Origin of the sequence: Paenibacillus sp. FSL k6-2145 (assembly GCF_037976585.1) — a bacterium.
GTDB lineage: Bacteria > Bacillota > Bacilli > Paenibacillales > Paenibacillaceae > Paenibacillus.
Genome location: NZ_CP150267.1, coordinates 5,690,980 through 5,710,706, shown reverse-complemented (window position 1 = coordinate 5,710,706; position 19,727 = coordinate 5,690,980). Strand labels below are relative to the sequence as shown.

Here is a 19,727-nt window from a genome sequence, read left to right as displayed (position 1 = left end):
CATTTTGGTTTCAAGAGTTCGGAGTTAAATCTCATGCGGTTAAATCCGTCCGCCCTCTTCTCTCGTTACCCCTTCTGAAAACTCCAGGCAAATCAATACTAAGGCTTTTGAGGTTTCTTAATCATCTCTACGCCGTCAAAGGTAAGGCTGTCAATATCCGTATCCTTTTTCAACATATATTTATCAAAGAACGCCTTTGTATAAGAAGTGATGATGTTGCGCTGTTCCATCGCGTCTCGGGTTCCTCTGGATTTTTTATCCGTAGTTGTAAACAAGGAATCGGAGAAGTCACCATGGACTACATTATCAATAATGGCAAAGTAGGTGTCCTTACTGTTGGATTCAAGGAGAAATGCATTTGTATTATAGGCTAGCACGGTGCTAAGCTGCATGAAAGGTTTCTTAAAATCGCTATCCAAGGCACCTAACATATTACCGTCAAGGTTTACAGCGCCGACAAATCGGTCATCGTCACGGCTAACAATTGCCGCTGTCGTTCCTCCAAAAGAATGTCCGAACACACCCATACCGAGATCAAGCTGTAATCTGCCTTTAAATATGGATTCCATGTCACCTGTATTCATTTTGTACAAGTTATCTGCAACATATAGAATATCCTCGCTCTGTAAAACGGCATATTTTGCAAACTTGACTGCTTCAGGCGCGGAAGTTAATTTGCGAGCAATCTCAATAGCTTCTTCTTCCTCAAGCTTCTCAGTCACAATTTCAGGTGGTGTTAGGGTGGCCGCTTCCATTCCGTATTTCGTTACTTCGTCCATAAATTTCTCTGACAACCCAACCGTTCGTCCATCTTTAAGTTTGTACACACCACTTTCGGCATGGCCAATGGATACCACAATATAGCCAGCGCTTGCCAGGTCTTGAGCGAACAAAGTACCTTGCTGTGGGTAAGCGCCTGCGCCATGAACAAAGAATAAAACCGGATATTGTTTTTCCTTTTCAGACAAGGCCAGATCGTCGTAAGACCACGTCTTGAAATTGGAATCAAAAAGCTGCTCACCACCCGCTGTGCCCCCTAATCTAACCAAAAGCTTATCCCTCAGTGAATGAAACTCCGGAAATGCATATTCTGCCGTCGGCTTGCCCTCATTACTGTCGGACGGATAGAAAAATAATGCCGTCAGTTCTCTTTCTGAATGGTCTGATGCTGTGTACTTGAAGTCCATCTGTGTACGCCCGACCGTATAACTTCCCATCGGTTTCGGAAACTCATTCTGTGCGGAAGCAACGCTATTTTCAGGTTTCGGAATTTCCTCCTGTGTGGAAGTCCCGCTACTAGTGCTGCTGCAGGCGGATAGCATGGTCAGTGAGATAACAGTTGCCAGAATCGTTGTCAGTCTTTTTTTCATCATTTTTCCTCCAATTTGTATTCATGCAACTATCATAAACGGAGGAAAAAAATAAAAAATCGTACAAAAGGGCAATCCCCACATGTACGATCGGGCAACTCTATAAAAATTCTATTATAAATGCAATATTCCACGCTCCACCGCGACGGCGACGGCCTGCGGTCTCGAATCCACACCCAATTTATTGTAGATACTCGTTAAATGAGTCTTTACAGTCCGTTCCGATATGCCCATATCAAAGCCGATTTCTTTACTTCGAGAGCCACGGGCAATTGCTTGAAGCACGATTAGCTCTTTGTCTGTGAGAGATATCCTCGTCGAGGATGATTCTTTCGCCTTTTCTGATGTCTTGTGAGCAAATACTTTCTCGCTGATCTCCGGAAGTAGCAACGTTTCTCCCCGCATCGCTGCATCAATCGAACGAAATATCATCTCTCTTCCCGTGTCCTTTAGCAAATACCCTTTAGCACCTAAAGCCAGCCCGCGGATCATCATTTCATCCTCGTTATATGTAGTCAAAATAATGATCGGTATATCCATTCCTTTAGCTCTGAGCGCTGTCATGGTATCAAGGCCACCCATTTCAGGCATGTTTAGATCCAATAGAATAATGTCCGGCTTGTAAGTATCTACCCGTCGAATCGCTTCCATACCGTTAGATGCTTCTGCAACTACCTCGTACCTGTGATTGGTTTCCAGGATCAGCTTAAGTCCCTCCCGAACGACGAAATGGTCGTCCACGATAAGAATCTTGATTGTCATACGTTGGTGTCCTCCTGTTGTAATGGGATGCGAACAGAAACTTGGGTTCCTTGCTTTCCGCTTTCAATTTCGATCTCCCCGCCCATAATTCGGGTTCGTTCATATAAGCCAATTAGACCATAACTACCGGATTGTTTCTCGATAAGGTTGGTATCGAACCCTATTCCGTCATCCGTTATGCTTAGCTCGATTTCGTTTTCCTGCGCAGCAACCACGACTTCTACATTCGTAGCATTAGCATATTTAGCTGTATTGGCCAAGCATTCTCGGATGATATGTAAGCTATGTTCGAAGATCAACTTCGGCACCACCAGATGGGGCATCGATAACCGAGTGACAATACGAATCCCTGTCATATGTGAGAAATGTTCAGCCTCTTCTTTCACCGCTTTAGAAATATTTATGACCTCTGCAGAGTACGAACGCAAGTCGTCAATTGCGCTTCTTGCTTCTGAAAGCGTGCGCTTGGCTTGGGCTTTTGACAACTGAACAATCTCGTGGGCACGGTGGTTATTATCATTTTCTAAATGCGCATCTACGGCATCAAGCTGCATGATGAGACCTGCCAGCCCTTGTGCCAAGGTATCATGTAAATCACGGGCCATCCTTTGACGTTCATTGGCAATCGTTAGCTCCTCAACTTTCCTGTGCGCTCGTTCCAACTCACGTAAAAACGACTGGGTCCGTAATTTGGCACGAACTTGTTTATAGAACAAAGCAGCATAGCCGATTACGAAAAACATGATAAAGAAGAGCGATGGTACTGTAGATGGCAAATCCTCGGTAGTCCCGAGCCAAACCAGGGAGACAGAAAACAAGGTACAGTAAAAGGTACATACCAGAAGCACCTTCATCCGTTGAGCGTATACGCCAATACTCTGACCGGCCAAAGCCGTCAATAGACTTACAAAGATGAGAGAATGAGCATTAGGCATGAATAACGCACACCCCCAGACAATACATCCTTGTGTCACAAAATAAATCCAGGGTCTTCGATCGACAACGTATCCGGCATACCAATGCAGCAGAATGTGAACCAGAATGAGAGCTGTAAACATCATAAATTCAAACCATGTGGGCAACATCGGTAGCTGGGAATACAATGCAGAAAAATAAATCAGAATGCCCCAGATCAAAGCAGGCAAACGAGAATCACGCAGAACATTTTGAATATCAGATCGGGAGCTTGTATACGGTTGGTTTATCGAATAATTACTCATGCTTGATCACCTCTATCAGGTACTATCTCAAAACAATCTTCCTAAACACAAAAAAACGGTACATTACTGTACCGATCATTATCTCACTCCATCTATGTTAATGTACGAAGTGTCTCGAAGTCCAGCCCCAGCAGAATCGTCATGATCACACTCAGCCTTCCTGCTCCGCACTATGCCCTGTTCCTTTACTTCTGCGAGCATATATTCCTCTATTCTTGCTGCTTTACTTTCCATGTTCATTTCATGCTGGTTTCCATTATTGTCCCTAACGATATCAACTGATTTATATGGAATAATGTTCCTTTTCAAAGACCGTCACATGTTTTCCAATACACCTGCTGCATGCTTTCTTTCTCTATACATAAAGTAATCAAAATCGGCATGTTTGCGGGTTCCGCCAAGATCCTGTACACAAAGACCGATATAGGTTCCCGTAAACCGGATATACTCCGGAGATTCATCGGACAGATGTGTGATATCAACCCACTCCCCTGCTGTATTCCAGGATGAATCACTATTTATCACATAGTAAAAGCGGGCGCGATCTTGATTCACCACAGCCTTTAAACGGAGCGTGCTCACCGACTCTAGCGGAATATCCTGAAGCAGTTCGTCGTATACCCCGTATTTGGACTGAATAATCCCCAAGCAAGGTCCCTTCTCTTCATGATAAGTTACACGTAAGTAGAGATAGTCCTGGGTATCGTAGTACAAAATCAATCCTGCCATTTGCTGTGGATGGTCCGGCGCAAATTCCAGAGAAGTCTCGACTTCACATTCCAAGGCTTGGAGTCTACGTGCGATCATGCTTTGTCTGTGTGTTGAACTCATTGATTCCATTCCGCGCAAACGCAAGTAACCTGAACGTTCCGTCAAGCTGAGCCAAGTCGAGTCGGGTGGAATGCGAAGTGTATTCCAATCCTGCCGTAGCTCGAAGTGATCAAAGTGATCCATTTCCGCTAACGGTTCAAACGGATGGGACGGGATCATTGGTGCAGGCACCTGAACCTCCGGATATCGGTCACCGCTCGCAAGTCTCAACCAGCCGTCCTCGCTCCATGTACATGGCTGAAGTGCGGTCTCACGTCCAAGAATGCAATATTTGTGATGAACGGGTCGTCCGACCAGATGAGCCATATACCACTCGCCGGTGTGCGTTTCGACGAGACTGCCGTGACCCGCTTTTTGTAGAGCTAAATCTGGTCTGCCGTATGAAGTGAGGATCGGATTGGCAGGATCGACCTCGTAAGGGCCTTGTAACGTACGAGAACGTGCTGCTGTAACCGCATGCTCATAACCGGTTCCTCCTTCAGCAGTAATCAGATAATAATAACCCTTGTGTTTATAAAGGTGGGGTGCTTCGGTCAACCCTAATTCTGTTCCCTTAAAAATGTTAACGGCCGGTCCGATCAGCTTATGTTCCTGGACGGAATATTCCTGAAGAACGATGCCTGCAAACCGATTTTTGTCCTTACGGTGATCCCATATCATATTGACCAGCCACTTGCGCCCGTCTTCATCATGAAACAGGGAAGGATCAAAACCACTGCTGTTCAGATACACCGGCTCGGACCAAGGGCCCTCGATATCCGTTGCTGTCACAAGGTAATTGTGGGTATCTTTAAAAGCGCCTACCCGGCTTTTGACATCGGTGTAGATCAGGTAAAACACACCGTTGTCGTAACTAAGACAGGGTGCCCATACGCCTCCGGAATTAATGTTGCCCTCCATGTTCAACTGCGTTACACGAGTCAGCGGAGAAGCAATTGGCCGCCAATGAACCAGATCCCGGGAATGGTGAATCCGTACACCAGGGAACCATTCAAAGGTGGAAGTAGCGATATAATAATCCTCTCCTGCTCGGCATATGGACGGATCGGGATGGAAACCGGGAAGGATGGGATTGGTGATCATTTTCTTGATCTTATTCATGGAAGAAACCTCCGGTATGAAAGTAATGATCTGTACAACAACAGATACACAAAAGGTAGATATCAGTACCAGCCCAGCGCTTTTTTGCCGGCTTCCAGGGCGGTTATGATCCGCTCTACATCATATACATTCCCTCTCCAAGTCCCACCGCTGACCGATTGCAATGCAGCCCAGAGCTTTGTATCATCCGGCAAAGCTTCATCAGGCCTCATATCTGGATGAAAGGCCCTTTGTGCCAGGATGAGTGCACCTTCTTCCGGCGAAAACTCCAGCTCTCCTTCTCCGACAAAGTTAATGCTGCCCTCCAGCGTGTTACGATCAACCGCGATGTCAATCAGGTCTCCGTTCCGCAGTTTGCCAATCGGTCCGCCTGCCAGCGCTTCGGGGCCAACATGACCAATACACGCTCCGGTGGAAACACCGGAGAACCGGGCATCCGTAATCAGAGACACGTATTTGCCAAAAGGCAAATGTTTAAGCGCAGATGTAAGCTGGTACGTTTCCTCCATTCCGGTTCCCGATGGACCTCGCCCGAGAAGCACAACAACGTCGCCAGCCAGAATTCCTCCGGTCTTAATCGCATGGATCGCCTCACGTTCGGTGGTAAACACCTTTGCTCTGCCACGATGACGGTATACGCCATGCTCATCCAGCACAGCAGGATCAATAGAGGTGGATTTGATGACAGAACCTTCCGGAGCGATATTCCCGGTTGGAAATGTTACGGTCGATGAGATTCCAAGCCGCTGAGCGTGTTCTACACTCATGATGACACTGTCCGGATCAATGCCGTCCTTCTCTTTTAACTGCTTCCGCATGAGATGACGGCGTTCCGACGATTCCCACCAGTCCAATACCTGACCCAGTGAAGTACCTGTAACCGTTGGTACAGACTCATCCAACAGACCCAGCTGTCTGAGGTGAAGCATGACCTCTGGTACCCCTCCAGCCTGAAAGACGCGTATGGTCGGATAAAAGATCGGTCCGTTTGGCAGGGCACTCACCAGTCTTGGAACATTCTTGTTGACTTGTATCCAGTCCTGTACCGTAGGCACGGTTAAACCAGCCGCATGGGCAATTGCCGGTATGTGAAGAAGCAGATTGGTCGATCCGCCAAACGCAGCATGGACGGTCATCGCATTGCGAATGGATGCATCCGTGACAATGTCTGCCATCCTCATCCCCTGTGATTCCATATGGATGAGTGCACGTGACGATTGGCGCGCCATTTCAAACCAGATCGGCTGCCCGGAAGGTGCAAGCGCGGCATGTGGCACTGTCATACCCATTGCCTCGGCTACAACCTGGGCTGTAGCCGCGGTACCTAGAAACTGACAGCCTCCTCCCGGTGTAGCACAAGCTCGGCATCCTAAATCCGACGCCATTTCCAGAGAAAGTTCCCCGTTGACGTACCGTGCACCGATGGTCTGAATTTTACCGGCATCCTCTCCATCCGTAGGCGGAAGTGTGACGCCACCGGGAACGATTACACCAGGCAATTGCGGCATGCCGGCAAGCGCGAGCATCATCGCCGGAAGGCCTTTGTCACAAGTGGCGACACCAAGCACGCCTTTACGTGTTGGCAGCGAGCGAATCAGTCTGCGAAATACCATAGCGGCATCGTTCCGGTACGGAAGCGAGTCAAACATGCCGGTTGTCCCCTGAGATCTGCCGTCACACGGATCGCTGACATATCCAGCAAACGGGATTCCCCCCCGGCTTGACAGTTCTTCTGCGGCAGCCTTCATCAGCAGGCCGACCTCCCAGTGACCCGTATGGTAACCGAGTGCTGCCGGGCTGCCATCTTCATTGCGTATGCCACCTTGCGTACTCAAGATCAGATATTGTTTTCCGTTCAATTCCCCGGGCTTCCAGCCCATTCCAACATTCTGGGACATGCCAAACAAGTCGCCGCTTGGAGCATTCCGCAGCAAATCATCCGTTAAAGGCAGACGTCCGTCAGCCCCGGGAGCATGTGCTATGATATCGAAGCAGTTGGACGCGGTCTCTCCCATAATCGACGTAATCTGTTCGTACATGATAGCCTCCCACAGTTTATGACTTCACAAAGACCGTTTTGATGGCCGTGAAAAACTCGATAGCCGCTTGCCCCTGTTCTCTTGAATGTGAACTTGACATCTTCATTCCGCCGAACGGAGCCTGCAGCTCTACGCCAGCCGTTTCTGCATTAATTCTGACCAGTCCCGCATCCATGTCCCGGATGAAAGACAACATGGCTCCGACGTTCTGTGTATAGATGGAAGCACTTAAGCCGTAATCGCTGTCATTAGCCGCTTCGATCGCTTCCTCCAGGGAATCTACCGCAATCAAGGCCAGAACCGGGCCAAAGATTTCTTCTCGGGCGATGGACATATGGGATTCGACCCCTTCAAATACGGTCGGCTGCACATAGAATCCCTCTTCGAGTCCCGGACCGTCCCCTCTTTTTCCGCCAGCGAGCAGAACGGCACCTTCATCCTGACCTTTTTGAATATAACTCAGCACGGTATTGAGCTGTCCTTCGCTTGCACATGGACCCATCCAGCTTCCAGAAGACATGCCGTCACCGAGCCGGATTTCCTGGATTTGCGAGAGCAGCTTTTCTTTGAAGGCATCGTATACTTTTCGTTCAATAATGACCTTGCTGGTGGCCGTACATTTTTGCCCGGTCGATTTCAACCCACCGCTGATCGTGGCTTCCACAGCCAAATCCAGGTCAGCGTCAGCCGCGATAATAATCGGGTTTTTCCCACCCATTTCAAGTTGATACTTGGCCCCACGTGCCAGTGCTGCGCTGCCGACCCGTTTGCCCACTTCATTGGAGCCTGTGAACGTTATTCCGCCCACATCCGGATGCTCAGCAAGTGCAGATCCGATCACTGAGCCTCTGCCGCATACCAGATTAAGAACGCCTGCCGGAATGCCCGCCTCTGCAAAACACTCCATTACTTTAGCCGCAGTGACCGCGGTTTCCTGAGCAGGCTTTAACACAACCGTATTGCCGTAGATCAAGGCCGGAGCCGTTTTCCAAATCGGAATGGCTACTGGGAAATTCCAAGGAGCAATAACCCCTACAACGCCAAGGGGTACACGGGTTGTAAACATCAGTGCTTCGCTGTCCGTTGATGGAATGACATCACCGGTTTTTCGCATGCCTTCTCCAGCGTAATACCTTAAGATTGCGACACCGCGCAGTGTCTCTCCTTTGGCTTCAGGGAGTGTTTTGCCCATTTCCCTGGTCATCGCCTCTGCAACTTCATCGGCCCGGCGTTCCAGCACATTGGCTGCCTGAAATAGATAGTTGCCGCGTTCCGCACCCGATAACCTCCGCCAATCTTTTGCTGCTTCCTTCGCCGCTGCGACAGCCCGGTTCAGATCCTCTACGCCGGAGGTGGGTACATAGCCAACTACCTCCTTCCGCTTCGCCGGGTTGATGCTCGGTTCGGTTTCACCGGATGTCGCCTTCACCCATTCTCCGTTAATGTAATTGCTGTATGTCTGCTCTACCTGAAATGTGGTCATCACATTCATCCTCCTTGTACATTAGTTTGAAATGACTGGATTAATAAGTGTCCCGATATCGCTAATGGATATTTCAATGCGGTCCCCGGGTGCAAGTGTAAAATCATTGGGTGGCACGATGCTAGTGCCTGTCAATAACACCGTACCGTCAAACAGATCGTTATCTCTGGCCAGAAAAGAAACCAGCTCATCGAGTTTTCGGTTTAACTCACTCGTGCTTGCCTCGCTTTTGACGACCAAATCTCCTTCACGATATATTTCGCAGACGATGCTGAACGCATATGGATTCTGCACCGTTTCCGCTAGACGAATGGCCGGACCTATGGAGCAGGAATTGCGCCACATTTTTGCTTGCGGCAGATACAGCGGGTTTTCCCCTTCAATATCGCGGCAACTCATGTCATTGCCAACGATGTATCCCACAATGCTGCCATCCGCGGCAAGCACCAACCCCAGCTCAGGCTCCGGGATCTGCCAATTGGAATCGCTGCGAAGCGTGACTGCCTCAAGCGGTCCTATAGTGCGGGCTGCTGTGGATTTAAAGAAGATCTCCGGTCTTTCGGCATCATAAACTTTATCGTAAAAGGTCTTTGCATCCAGCTTGCCTTCCGTTGCTTCATAATTTCGCGCTTCGCGGCTGCGCTGATAAGTCACACCCGCCGCCCATACTTCCGGAGCTTCCAATGGAGTGATTAGATGCAAGGAAGTCCAATCGTCAGTTAACTTGTTCAACGGTTTAAAAGCGCTTTCAACAAGGTGAACTGGAGAAATCCCCTGCTTTCTTGCTTGATAGATCAAAGTCATAAAATCTGCTTGCGGCAAACGATACGCTTGTTCATCATCCGTAACGGCTGCCAGCCACTTCTGTTGTCCGTCCAGAAATCGAATAATTCTCATTCAAGCTTGCCTCCATTTTCCCCCATCGGGTTGATAATACTACCATAGCACCCGCTATGGTTCATGACGATGTTCTAATCACTCCGACGATTTACCCTTTTCACGCATTTTTTTTCTGTTAAGATGAGGTTAGATCCGTTGAACTAAAGATGATTTACGAGGACACTCCGATGACAGGATGTTGGTATATAGAATAGTACAAGGGGGTTGGCTTGCTGTGACCAAGCTTTCGGATGCTGTGTATTTAGGTCGTCTGCCCGATGTTCGCATGTCTTTTCAACTATTGGGGCTGCACGCAAGAAAAGTAGATTCCAGCTGGACTTATCCGTCTCACGAACATTCAATGTATGAAGTCCACTGGATGATGGACGGGCAGATGAACATGGTTGTCAACGGGCAGTCTTATCATCAGTCGGTTGGCGACCTTCTGTTCATCCGGCCTGGTATGACCCATTCTTGCACGGGTGCCGGACCAGAGGGTTTCACTTATTTCTCGGTGCATTTCAGCATACACGATACGTCCTTTTGCAGGGAACTTAACCGTTGCAAAGACATCTATTATCCGGCAAATTCGAATTTGGCTCTGGGGCTGTCCTCTTCCCTGTCTACCTTGTATAATCTGGCCACAGAGAATTTGTCGAGTTCGCTATCTTCTTCCAAACAAATGAAGGTACATGCCGCTGTGTTTGAACTGCTTGGTTCATTGGTCGGCCAGTTATCTCAGCAAGCCTCCGTTACATTGTCGAGAAAAGAAACCATTGCCCATCAGATTGCCGAGCACATTGAGGATTCGGTAAGATATATCCATCTTCACGGGGAAATTCAAGAGAGTGAGCGAACCTGGATTCAGGACATTGCCAAATCGCTGAGCATTAGCCCGTCACAGGTTAATCGTATTTTTCGGCAGGTATACGGCATCGCCCCACGCAAGTTTCTATCCGAAACTCTTCTGAACGAAGCGCAGCGCTTGTTAAAACAAACGGACCTGAACATAGACCATATTGCGATGATGCTGGGGTATAAGACCAATGCGCATTTTAGCCGCCAGTTCAAGCGGTGGACAGGCATCGCGCCAAGTGAATTTCGCAGTCATTCACAGCAGGCCGGAGAAGCCACACATTCAGATTGACTATACTTAACTTTTTGAGATTCCTGAGAGAATCTCTGTAATCCCAGAGCCACCTGACCATTGCAGTAAGAGTGTTACGACCATGAGATGCAGCAATCTCTGAGCCGCAGGAAGCTAACCAATACAAAAAGCAGCTGCTGGATGTCCAGTAGCTGCTCTATCTTTCTCAGGGGGACTATGTTCCTCTGTTATACTTACGCTAAAATAAATGCAGCGAGGCTCGCACTTCCCGAACCCCGATATGTAAAATACAACGCCTGTACGCCATCAGGAATAATAATCTCGGCTGTATAGGGTTTCCAATGATTTGTAAAATGCACCGGGATTGTACCCAGTGCTGGGCCGTCCCATGCTGTTTTGACCTCGAATACCCCGTTACAATATCCGCGCACCTTGATTGAGACTTCGCGAATTCCTCTGCAATCAAAATACTTAAATCCTGCAGTTGCGGATTCAACCATATTGGCAATATAACCAGTCTCTTCATCACCGTCTCTGCCATCCTGGGTTATCTTCGGAAAGCGGCTGTCCAGCCAGGCTCCTGCTCCGAAACCTCCAGTGTACTTCTGATCATCTTTGGTCAAAAGATTACATGCAAGATATGCGGGGTACTCGCCTTTTCCTTCTAGCGGTCTCCCACTTGGACCAGAGGAGGTCATTTCCACCTGAGGAATGCTGCCGTCCTCTTTAAAAGATATCTTCTCAATACAGCCCTGTCGGTTGAATGCGTCCCCATTGGTATGACGGTGATAAAAGATATACCAGTCTCCATTGATCTCCACAATGCTGCCATGGTTATTGCCTCCATAATACATGGGTTTGTCAGCAGGTTTGTAGGAGTCGATATGGAGATCACAGTTGCTTACGATGACGCCCTGATATGTAAATCCTTTGTTTGGAAACTGACTTGTGGCATAACTTAATTCATGCATAACGATGGAGGAATACACCAGGTAGTAGGTATCACCTCTCTTCCGGATGGAAGGCGCCTCAAAAAATGCATGGCCCTCATAACCGCTGCCCTCACTGTAAGGCTCGCTAGGTGCTACGAATACGGGTTCTTCCACAATCGTCAGCATGTCTGAACTGAGTATCGTAGCCATCGCGCCATGTCTGGATTGGTCTCCAGGTGCACAAAAACCGGTATACAGATAGGTATGTTGTCCTTCAGTCATCACGCCGGGATCGAACTGCGGCTCATCCCCATCTCTTTCGCCCAGACGAGTGCCGTCGGCATATTGTACATACCCATGGAATTCAAATTTGCCAGCAGGTGTGTCACATACAGCCACCGAAACTACGGGTACTTTATCCAGCACGTAATACAGATAATACCGTCCATCGGGACCTAGCGTAACATCTGGTGCATACAGACACATATCGCCATCCGGATTCAGTGGATCATCTGTTTTCCGGTAGATCACGCCCTCATTTCTCCAATTCCCAAGGTCATTTACGGGTGCAGACCAGCATACATAATCGTTCAGACAGAAGGCATGTCCGTTAAAACGGTCATGTGAACCGTACACATATACTCTGTCATTAAATACGTAAGGCTCGCCGTCAGGGACATATTCCCAGGATGGAAGGTATGGATTCAAACCTTGTTTATTCATTCAACGTACACTCCTCATACAATCGTAATAGTACATTCGTTCTATGAAATAAAGATAACTCTCGTATAATAGAAAATAGCTTAAGTAGTGTAGTGACTATTCATTTCTACAAATTAAAGAGAAAGGAGAAGAACCATGACCTCTATTTTTTACGTGGAATGTGACGCGGTACATCAGAACCATTTTGTTTTTGATATCCCTGAAGGGCATGATGCCTGGCTATTGGTCATTACAAAGACCCCTGCCCAGTTTTGGGTTGATGGACAACTTAAGGATTACCCGGCTCATTGTGCCGTACTTTTCAAACCGTATCAAAAAATATATTATCGGGCTTGTTCAGAACGCTATATTAATGATTGGATTCGTTTTGAAAGTGATGAAACGTTTGTAACCGATACCTCCCTTCCGTCAGGCACACCTTTCCCGCTGGATGATCCGGAATATTGTCATAAGCTGTTCCAATTGCTTGTTGCAGAGCATTCTTTTCAGAACGATTACCGGGAATCGACCATCAATTGCCTGCTGCGAACCTTGTTCAATAAATTGCTTGAGTCTTGTGTCCAAGTGGATATTAGTCCTCAGCACTATCCCTTGTTGAAGCTTCGAACGGCAATTCATAACCATCCAAGCCATCCTTGGACAATAACAGAAATGGCGAAGACCATAAACGTCAGTCCGGGATACCTGCAATTGATGTACAAGAAATCCTTTGGTCTCTCGTGTATGGAGGATGTTATTCATAGCCGAATACGTTTGGCCAAAGAATATCTCAGACATCACACATATACGGTTGCAGAGATTGCCGATCGATGCGGTTACCGTAATGTCGAGCATTTTTGCAGGCAATTCAAAAAAATGACCGGTTCCTCGCCTAAACAGTTTCATAAACGACATGAAGAGCCCGGCTGACATAACAGAATGGAGAGATAAATCTCACTCATCCACTCTGTCCAATGGGCGTTTACACATAACCTAGTCGTCCAATTGATATAAACGTCATCGAGCTTGTTAGCGTTCTCTGCTGTCATTTTAAGTTAAGGTTTTAGACTGTATGTTGCAATGACATATTCTCAAGCATAATTGATCAATTATCATATTGTGATACTTTATAATGATATTTTGTTTTTGGCATATGCAGCCGCACCAATCATTCCTGCTTGCCCACCTAATTTCGCTTGCACTATTTTACATGCACGGGATGAAAGCTTTAACGCATGTTTCTCAACAGTCTCACGTACTGTATTCAGTAATCGATCACCCGCTGCCGACATTCCTCCACCAACAATAATTACTTCTGGATTGAACATATTGATTACATTGGAAAGACCAAACCCGAGAATCTTTCCGGTCTCATGCATAACCTCAATAGCAAGTGAATCCCCAAGATCATATGCTTCCGAGATCATACGTGCAGTAATTGTCGTGCAATCCTCCCCTACCCATTCCAGAATCATACTTGATCGGCCTTCCTCCAGCTTGTCTGTAAAGGTTTTGACGATTCCTATCGCAGACACGTATCTCCCCAGACAGCCCGAACTTCCACAACGACAAGGCCGGCCCTCCCGGTACATATTCATATGACCGAGTTCGCCTGCACTTGATGTAGTACCGTAGAGAACCTTTCCGTTATTAACAATACCAGATCCCAGACCGGTACCTAACGTAATCAATATCAGGTTTTTATAGTCGGTGCCTGCACCAAACTGCCATTCACCATACAGATTTACACGAACATCATTGTCGATGTAAACGGGAAATTCAAAATGATTTTTCATATAGTTCACGACATGGATGTTTTCCCAGTCTGAAAAATTAGGTGAAAATATGGATAGTCCCTGCTCCGGATCTAATAATCCAGGAATGCCCATACCCATGCACAGAATAGAAGCTGGCTGGATTCCCTCGGAAGATAGCATCTCTTGAATAATGTCTACGATTCGGTTTAATACATGAAACGGTCCTTTTGCTGCCTCTGTTAGGTCGCTTCTTTCGTGAATTTTTTGAAACTCCAGGTTGAAAATGGAGGACTTAATATTGGTTCCACCCAAGTCAATTCCAATTATGTATTTTCGCATAATAATCTCCGCTCTCATTTATTTGGATACCGAGGAACGTTACCCTACTTGATTCACTGGATCATCCAACTCTACATATGCTCAAGCTGCTCCATAACTCAATCATCTTGTCAGAGTGACTCACTATAGTATAGGTTCAGAGCTCGAAATTGAACAAGCGCCTCCAGACAAAAAGAAGCCACTACATTAGTGACTTCTTGGGACATAAAGTTTACAATTATCAATTTACTTTAAGTGTAAGGTTCCGATGCACTACTCCTTATTCAAGGGTTCTATTGGGATGAAGTGCACGAGCCATTGCATCCATATAACCCTGAACAGCGCGCTGACTCACTTCTGTTTCTGGAGCAAGAATTTCGAAAAGGTGGAAGCAACCTGGATAGAGATTAAATTCTACATCCACACCTGCTTGTGCTAGTCTTGCCACATACTCCATCGTCTCGTCCCGGAATAGATCGAGCTGACCTACACAAGTATAGGCTGGCGGCAATCCGGCCAAGTTCTCTGCTCTCGAAGGTACTGCATAAGAAGAACTTCCATTGACATCGTTCTCCTCACCAAGGTACATTTTCCAAGCAGCCACGTTGTCCGTTCGGTTCCAGATTGAACCCTCTTCTGTAATCTCATGACTAGATGGCGTGATGTTGCGATTATCTAACATCGGGTACAATGGCATTTGGAAGATAATAGACGGACCTCCTTTATCACGTGCCATCAGCGCGAGTGCTGCTGTCAGTCCTCCACCACCGCTAGCACCGGCAATTGCAACCCGATTCACATCAATACCAAGCATTTCTGCTTCCTCCGTCATCCATACCAATCCAGCATAACAATCTTCAATCCCCGCAGGATAAGGATGCTCAGGAGCGAGCCTATAATCGACTGATACGACAATACATTCTGCTGTCTGAACAAAACGTTCGCACAATTTGTCGTCCATATCGGGATGTCCTAACACGTACCCACCCCCATGAATCCATAACATGGCTGGTAGTAAATCATTCGTTCGTTCGGCCGGCTCATAAATTTTGACCAGCATCTCACCTCCATCCCTCGGAATTTTCCGACTAGTTGTGTTTACATGCTCTGAATTTTTCACCGATGCAGCCGATACTAAGTTTCTGCTCCACTCTAAATTTTTCTCCAACTCAAACCCTGGAAATTGTGAATAAACCTCTCTTAATTCTGGTAATATACGTTTCTCAATACTCATGATAATTCCTCCAAATATAATAATGAATTCGATCGTGTACGTTTTTTCAGTTAATTCTTATCTCATTTCAGCTTCCCACTTGGAAATTTCCTCTCGTACTCGCGGTGCAACCTCTTTACCGAGCAATTCTATAGCCCGCATTACCAACTCATGTGGCATCGTGCTTAAGGGAACATACATCATGAAACGTGTAATTCCTACATGCTTGCGCAGATGAATGATTTTTTGAGCAACAGTTTCTGGATCCCCTACATACAACGCACCATCAGAGCTGCGGGCAGCGTCATAGCTGGAACGATCGTAATATGCCCACCCCCGCTCTTTGCCGAGTTTATTCATGCCGTACTGAGTGGACGGGAAAAAGAGTTCTGCGGCTTTTTCCGTATCTTCTGCAACAAATCCGATTGAATGTGAACCTACCCGAAGCTGTGATACATCATGACCAGCATGAGTTGCCGCCTTTTTATACAGTTCTACAAGTGGCGCGAATTTCGTTGGATTACCCCCGATAATTGCCAGAACTAGTGGCAGACCTAGAATTCCAGCACGTATGGCAGACTCCTGAGTACCTCCGCTACCAATCCATACAGGGATGGAATCCTGAACAGGACGCGGGTATACCCCCAGATTATGTATCGCTGGTCGATGGCCTCCACTCCAAGTTACTTTCTCGGATTCCCGTAATTTAAGAAGCAGTTCAATATTTTCATTAAATAAATCCTCGTAGTCATGCAGGTCATAACCAAACAGTGGAAAGGACTCAATGAAGGAACCCCGACCCGCTATAATCTCGGCACGTCCATTGGAGAGACCGTCAAGCGTGGCAAAATCCTGAAACACACGGACAGGATCTGCTGAAGAAAGCACCGTCACAGCACTTGTCAATCGAATCCGTTTTGTGAGGGGCGCCGCAGCGGACAACACCATTGCTGGTGAAGATGCTGCATAATCATCACGATGATGTTCACCTATGCCAAACACATCAAGTCCTACCTGATCTGCAAGGACAATTTCTTCCACAACTTCTCGCAATCGCTGAGCGTGACTCATCACAACTCCGGTCTTCGTATCAGGTTTTGTTTCTACGAATGAAGTAACACCTATTTCCATAATTAATCTCTCCTTATATTTTTCTTTCTTTAAGAGGAATGCTCAAGACAACGGATTAAAGCCGTCCAATCCAACTCACCATAACCATGGGTAATTCCTTCAGAGAGGTGTTGATGAATAAGCTGACCTAAAGGAAGTGGAGCTTGAACTGACTTGGCTGCCTCGATAGCTAATGCAACATCCTTTAACCCAAGCTTCATTTTAAAACCGGCTGGTTCAAAGCGCTGTTCAGTCATGATCGCGCCATAGTTCTGATATACCGGAGATTGAAAAAGAGCATTCACAACATCCATATATCGGGACGGCTTAATGCCGTGCTTTTCAACCATGAGCTGCGCTTCCGACAAAGCTTCCAGCATTGAAGCAATCAGAAAGTTAACGCCTATTTTGACAATGTTACCTTCTTCGCCATGATCTCCAATCTCAAATATCTCTTGACTTAGTGCTGTTAACATGGGAAGTACTCGTTGTCTTGCATGTTCCGGACCAGCTAAAATAATGCGCAATGTAGCTGCTTTCGCGGCATCCGGACGACCCATTACGGTGGCAGACACAAAGTGCTGGTGTCTCTCCGCATGCAAAGCGGATAATTTCCGAGCCAGATCTACGCTGATCGTACTGGCAGATACGTGAATTCCATTTTCAGATAATCCGTTCAGAACGCCAGTTGGTCCCTCAACAATCTCTCTCAAAGCAGCATCATCAGATAACATGGTAATTACAAGATTGCTTTCTTTCGCTGCCTCTAGTGGTGTTTGGACATACCGTGCTCCCTGTTTTATTAATGGTTCAGCTTTTTCAGGGGTCCGATTAAAGATGACTACGTCATAACCCGCTTTCAACAGGTTTTGTGCCATTGGAAGGCCCATATTTCCAAGTCCAATAAACGATACCTTCATTGGTTGCATCTCCTTATTGTTGATGGATTGTTTCGATAACGGAATGAATGTTCCAGAATGATCAAAAAAAATTATGGTCTTACAGATACTCTTCAAATGGAACCTTCAAAATATGAGGACTATAATAACGGAACAATCATTCCAATATTGCCAAAAAAAATTATATCCCTGCAATTACAAAGCTAATCATCTCTTTTGCACGTTCTGGATTTTGACCTGTTTTGGCCATAATATTTATGCTTTGATGTAAATTCAGCAATAAATAAGACAATGTTTTGATATCTGTTGTTTTATCTATCTCTCCCGATTGTTGGCCCTTCTCCAAAAGCTCGCAAAATGCTTGTTCCAAATCCGAAAAACTAGTCTGTATCAAGACATTTATCTGTTCATCTGGTGACTCCAATGTTGTAGCTGTATTCGTTACAAAACATCCGCCCGGTAGGCTCGTATCGTATGCTGAAGCAATATGATATTCAAAAAATTGAAGAATTCCATCTCTTACGTTTGATGCTTGTTCAAGAATGGTCTGCTTATTGGAACTCCCTTTTTTATAATGCTCCAGGGCATCTCTGTACAAGGTTTGCTTGTCGGAAAACGTATCATAAAGGCTGGATCGGCTAATGCCCATCACTTCCAGTAAATCCGGTATGCTAGCAGCCTCGTATCCTTTTTTCCAAAACAACAGCATTGCTTCGTGTAACGCTTGATTTTTGTCAAATTCTTTAGTCCTGGCGATAAGTAACACCTCCCGTTTCAGAAATATAACATATCTGAACCGATCAGTCCAGAAAAAAGTGAGCAGATCTTTTGGTCGGCTCTTCGGACATACGAAAAGTGTTTCTTTATTCAGAAGTTTCTATAGCTGGTTAAGAGGTTTGATTATTGTTTTTTAATGTTTCTTTTTCTCAGGAGGATAATAATAAATAAAAAAAATGGAAGGATGATTTGAAATACAGGCGAAGAATAATTCAATGTAATTCCCCGCCCAACTTCTATATATTCCGTAAAAGTCGGTGATAGGAATGACAAACCATATAGAAGGAGCCCTACGGGCAATACCCACTTCTTGTAATTCAATCTGGTTACTCTTTCGAGTCCGATAACAGCCCCATGAAAAAAAGCTGCTATTTTAATGCCCAATCCTAAAAAAAGAAGCAAAGTAAATAATACATCCATCCGCTCGAATACCTCGACCATGTCAATCAATTGAACTGTTTGCAGAAGCGGAAGTGTGCTAAACATGGCAATCCGCGGTCCCATGACAAAAATGATCAGTTGATTAATAAAGGTTAAAGCGATCGCGGTTATGATATAGGCAGTGATTACCACTTTATTTAGGTTCTTACCTTTACGAGCATATGGATAAAAAACCAAAAACAAGACAACCTGTCCGAATGGAAACGAAATAATCTCCGGAAATGCAGCTTGAAAAATGGGTCCCCATCCATTCTCCATAACAGGCATACTTAGATCTGTGTGAAAAAGGTCGGTTGAAGGAATTAAAATGCTGATTAACGTATAACCCAAAACCATAATAGGAAACAGAATCATACACATAAGGAACAATACCCGATATCCATACCGAACTGTGTTGGAGACTACAAGAATTGTGATTACACTGACGATCCACATCGGTGTTTTGTTAAGTAAAGTCAATTCGGTGACTTCACTTAGATCCCGCAAATTTCGGGAAGCTTCATACGCGAAATAACCTATAAATAATAGATTTATTATCGTACCCAGAATCTTGCCCATATAGCGCCGAAATAGAAGAAACAAATCTAGTTCAGGTTCCTGATGATGAATAGCCAAATGAAGAAGTAATAACAACAATCCGGCAAAAGCCCCTGCCAGCATGGCTAACCATGCATCCTGCTTGGCCTCGCCGCCAATAAGAAACAAGGTTGTGCTTCCCACTTCAAATAGGGAAAGACAAATAGCCAATTCGGATACGCGAAGAGTCCTTGCTGAATTCATAATTA

16 protein-coding genes are annotated in these 19,727 nt (G+C 46.1%); 2 read left to right on the top strand and 14 right to left on the bottom strand.

Going from position 1 to position 19,727, the window contains the following annotated elements; all coding sequences use genetic code 11:
- Positions 1–98: 98 nt before the first annotated feature.
- From NZ043_RS25195 to NZ043_RS25165, 7 genes are all read right to left on the bottom strand, one after another.
- A complete protein-coding gene (locus NZ043_RS25195) occupies positions 99–1,373 on the bottom strand; it encodes a choline esterase (protein ID WP_339309540.1) in 1,275 nt (424 codons plus the stop codon).
- A 111-nt stretch (positions 1,374–1,484) separates the two neighbouring features.
- Complete coding sequence (locus tag NZ043_RS25190; RefSeq protein ID WP_091030076.1) at positions 1,485–2,132, bottom strand: response regulator transcription factor; 648 nt, start codon at positions 2,130–2,132, stop codon at positions 1,485–1,487.
- Positions 2,129–3,352, bottom strand: coding sequence for a sensor histidine kinase (locus NZ043_RS25185; protein WP_091030079.1), 1,224 nt, complete (start codon positions 3,350–3,352; stop codon positions 2,129–2,131). Before NZ043_RS25185 ends, NZ043_RS25190 begins: the two co-directional genes overlap by 4 nt.
- 315 nt (positions 3,353–3,667) lie before the next feature.
- Positions 3,668–5,284 carry a glycoside hydrolase family 43 protein gene (locus NZ043_RS25180; protein ID WP_091030082.1) on the bottom strand — a complete coding sequence of 539 codons (1,617 nt, stop codon included), beginning with the start codon at positions 5,282–5,284 and terminating at the stop codon, positions 3,668–3,670.
- Positions 5,285–5,346: 62 nt separating this feature from the next.
- Positions 5,347–7,323 (bottom strand): YjhG/YagF family D-xylonate dehydratase, encoded by a 1,977-nt coding sequence (locus tag NZ043_RS25175; RefSeq protein ID WP_091030085.1) that lies wholly within the window; start codon positions 7,321–7,323, stop codon positions 5,347–5,349.
- A gap of 16 nt (positions 7,324–7,339) precedes the next feature.
- Positions 7,340–8,806: an alpha-ketoglutaric semialdehyde dehydrogenase GucD gene (gucD, locus tag NZ043_RS25170; protein WP_091030088.1), complete on the bottom strand. Its 1,467-nt coding sequence runs from the start codon at positions 8,804–8,806 to the stop codon at positions 7,340–7,342.
- A 21-nt stretch (positions 8,807–8,827) separates the two neighbouring features.
- Positions 8,828–9,703 carry a fumarylacetoacetate hydrolase family protein gene (locus NZ043_RS25165; protein WP_091030091.1) on the bottom strand — a complete coding sequence of 292 codons (876 nt, stop codon included), beginning with the start codon at positions 9,701–9,703 and terminating at the stop codon, positions 8,828–8,830.
- A gap of 217 nt (positions 9,704–9,920) precedes the next feature.
- On the opposite strand from NZ043_RS25165, the gene NZ043_RS25160 reads away from it, so the two are divergent.
- The gene (locus NZ043_RS25160; protein WP_091030093.1) at positions 9,921–10,832 is read left to right on the top strand and encodes an AraC family transcriptional regulator; all 912 of its coding nucleotides are present in this window, start codon (positions 9,921–9,923) and stop codon (positions 10,830–10,832) included.
- A 194-nt stretch (positions 10,833–11,026) separates the two neighbouring features.
- Here NZ043_RS25160 and NZ043_RS25155 read toward each other — a convergent pair whose 3' ends face one another.
- On the bottom strand, positions 11,027–12,448 hold the full coding sequence (locus tag NZ043_RS25155; protein ID WP_091030096.1) for a family 43 glycosylhydrolase: 1,422 nt from the start codon (positions 12,446–12,448) through the stop codon (positions 11,027–11,029).
- A 135-nt stretch (positions 12,449–12,583) separates the two neighbouring features.
- Here NZ043_RS25155 and NZ043_RS25150 point away from each other — a divergent pair, with 135 nt between their 5' ends.
- Entirely contained in the window at positions 12,584–13,357 is a 774-nt protein-coding gene (locus tag NZ043_RS25150) for an AraC family transcriptional regulator (protein ID WP_091030098.1), read from the top strand.
- Positions 13,358–13,554: 197 nt separating this feature from the next.
- On the opposite strand, the gene NZ043_RS25145 is transcribed toward NZ043_RS25150, so the two are convergent.
- From NZ043_RS25145 to NZ043_RS25120, 6 genes are all read right to left on the bottom strand, one after another.
- Complete coding sequence (locus NZ043_RS25145; RefSeq protein ID WP_091030101.1) at positions 13,555–14,523, bottom strand: ROK family protein; 969 nt, start codon at positions 14,521–14,523, stop codon at positions 13,555–13,557.
- Between the two features lie 259 nt (positions 14,524–14,782).
- On the bottom strand, positions 14,783–15,736 hold the full coding sequence (locus NZ043_RS25140; RefSeq protein ID WP_249910572.1) for an alpha/beta hydrolase: 954 nt from the start codon (positions 15,734–15,736) through the stop codon (positions 14,783–14,785).
- Positions 15,737–15,793: 57 nt separating this feature from the next.
- Positions 15,794–16,846, bottom strand: a complete 1,053-nt coding sequence (locus NZ043_RS25135) for an LLM class flavin-dependent oxidoreductase (RefSeq protein ID WP_091030105.1) — start codon at positions 16,844–16,846, stop codon at positions 15,794–15,796.
- A 29-nt stretch (positions 16,847–16,875) separates the two neighbouring features.
- Complete coding sequence (locus NZ043_RS25130; protein ID WP_249910573.1) at positions 16,876–17,745, bottom strand: NAD(P)-dependent oxidoreductase; 870 nt, start codon at positions 17,743–17,745, stop codon at positions 16,876–16,878.
- A 160-nt stretch (positions 17,746–17,905) separates the two neighbouring features.
- Complete coding sequence (locus tag NZ043_RS25125) at positions 17,906–18,490, bottom strand: TetR/AcrR family transcriptional regulator (protein ID WP_240768019.1); 585 nt, start codon at positions 18,488–18,490, stop codon at positions 17,906–17,908.
- 134 nt (positions 18,491–18,624) lie between these two features.
- A complete protein-coding gene (locus tag NZ043_RS25120; RefSeq protein WP_133384896.1) occupies positions 18,625–19,722 on the bottom strand; it encodes an endospore germination permease in 1,098 nt (365 codons plus the stop codon).
- Positions 19,723–19,727: the final 5 nt, after the last annotated feature.

Bases quoted from the DNA above. Each gene is read 5' to 3' on its own strand.
- NZ043_RS25155 (WP_091030096.1), bottom strand. From the start codon at position 12,448: ATGAATAAACAAGGTTTGAATCCATACCTTCCATCCTGGGAATATGTC.
- NZ043_RS25190 (WP_091030076.1), bottom strand. From the start codon at position 2,132: ATGACAATCAAGATTCTTATCGTGGACGACCATTTCGTCGTTCGGGAG.
- NZ043_RS25135 (WP_091030105.1), bottom strand. From the start codon at position 16,846: ATGGAAATAGGTGTTACTTCATTCGTAGAAACAAAACCTGATACGAAG.
- NZ043_RS25165 (WP_091030091.1), bottom strand. From the start codon at position 9,703: ATGAGAATTATTCGATTTCTGGACGGACAACAGAAGTGGCTGGCAGCC.
- NZ043_RS25120 (WP_133384896.1), bottom strand. From the start codon at position 19,722: ATGAATTCAGCAAGGACTCTTCGCGTATCCGAATTGGCTATTTGTCTT.
- NZ043_RS25195 (WP_339309540.1), bottom strand. From the start codon at position 1,373: ATGATGAAAAAAAGACTGACAACGATTCTGGCAACTGTTATCTCACTG.
- NZ043_RS25150 (WP_091030098.1), top strand. From the start codon at position 12,584: ATGACCTCTATTTTTTACGTGGAATGTGACGCGGTACATCAGAACCAT.
- NZ043_RS25140 (WP_249910572.1), bottom strand. From the start codon at position 15,736: ATGAGTATTGAGAAACGTATATTACCAGAATTAAGAGAGGTTTATTCA.
- NZ043_RS25185 (WP_091030079.1), bottom strand. From the start codon at position 3,352: ATGAGTAATTATTCGATAAACCAACCGTATACAAGCTCCCGATCTGAT.
- NZ043_RS25145 (WP_091030101.1), bottom strand. From the start codon at position 14,523: ATGCGAAAATACATAATTGGAATTGACTTGGGTGGAACCAATATTAAG.
- NZ043_RS25180 (WP_091030082.1), bottom strand. From the start codon at position 5,284: ATGAATAAGATCAAGAAAATGATCACCAATCCCATCCTTCCCGGTTTC.
- NZ043_RS25175 (WP_091030085.1), bottom strand. From the start codon at position 7,323: ATGTACGAACAGATTACGTCGATTATGGGAGAGACCGCGTCCAACTGC.
- gucD (WP_091030088.1), bottom strand. From the start codon at position 8,806: ATGACCACATTTCAGGTAGAGCAGACATACAGCAATTACATTAACGGA.
- NZ043_RS25130 (WP_249910573.1), bottom strand. From the start codon at position 17,745: ATGAAGGTATCGTTTATTGGACTTGGAAATATGGGCCTTCCAATGGCA.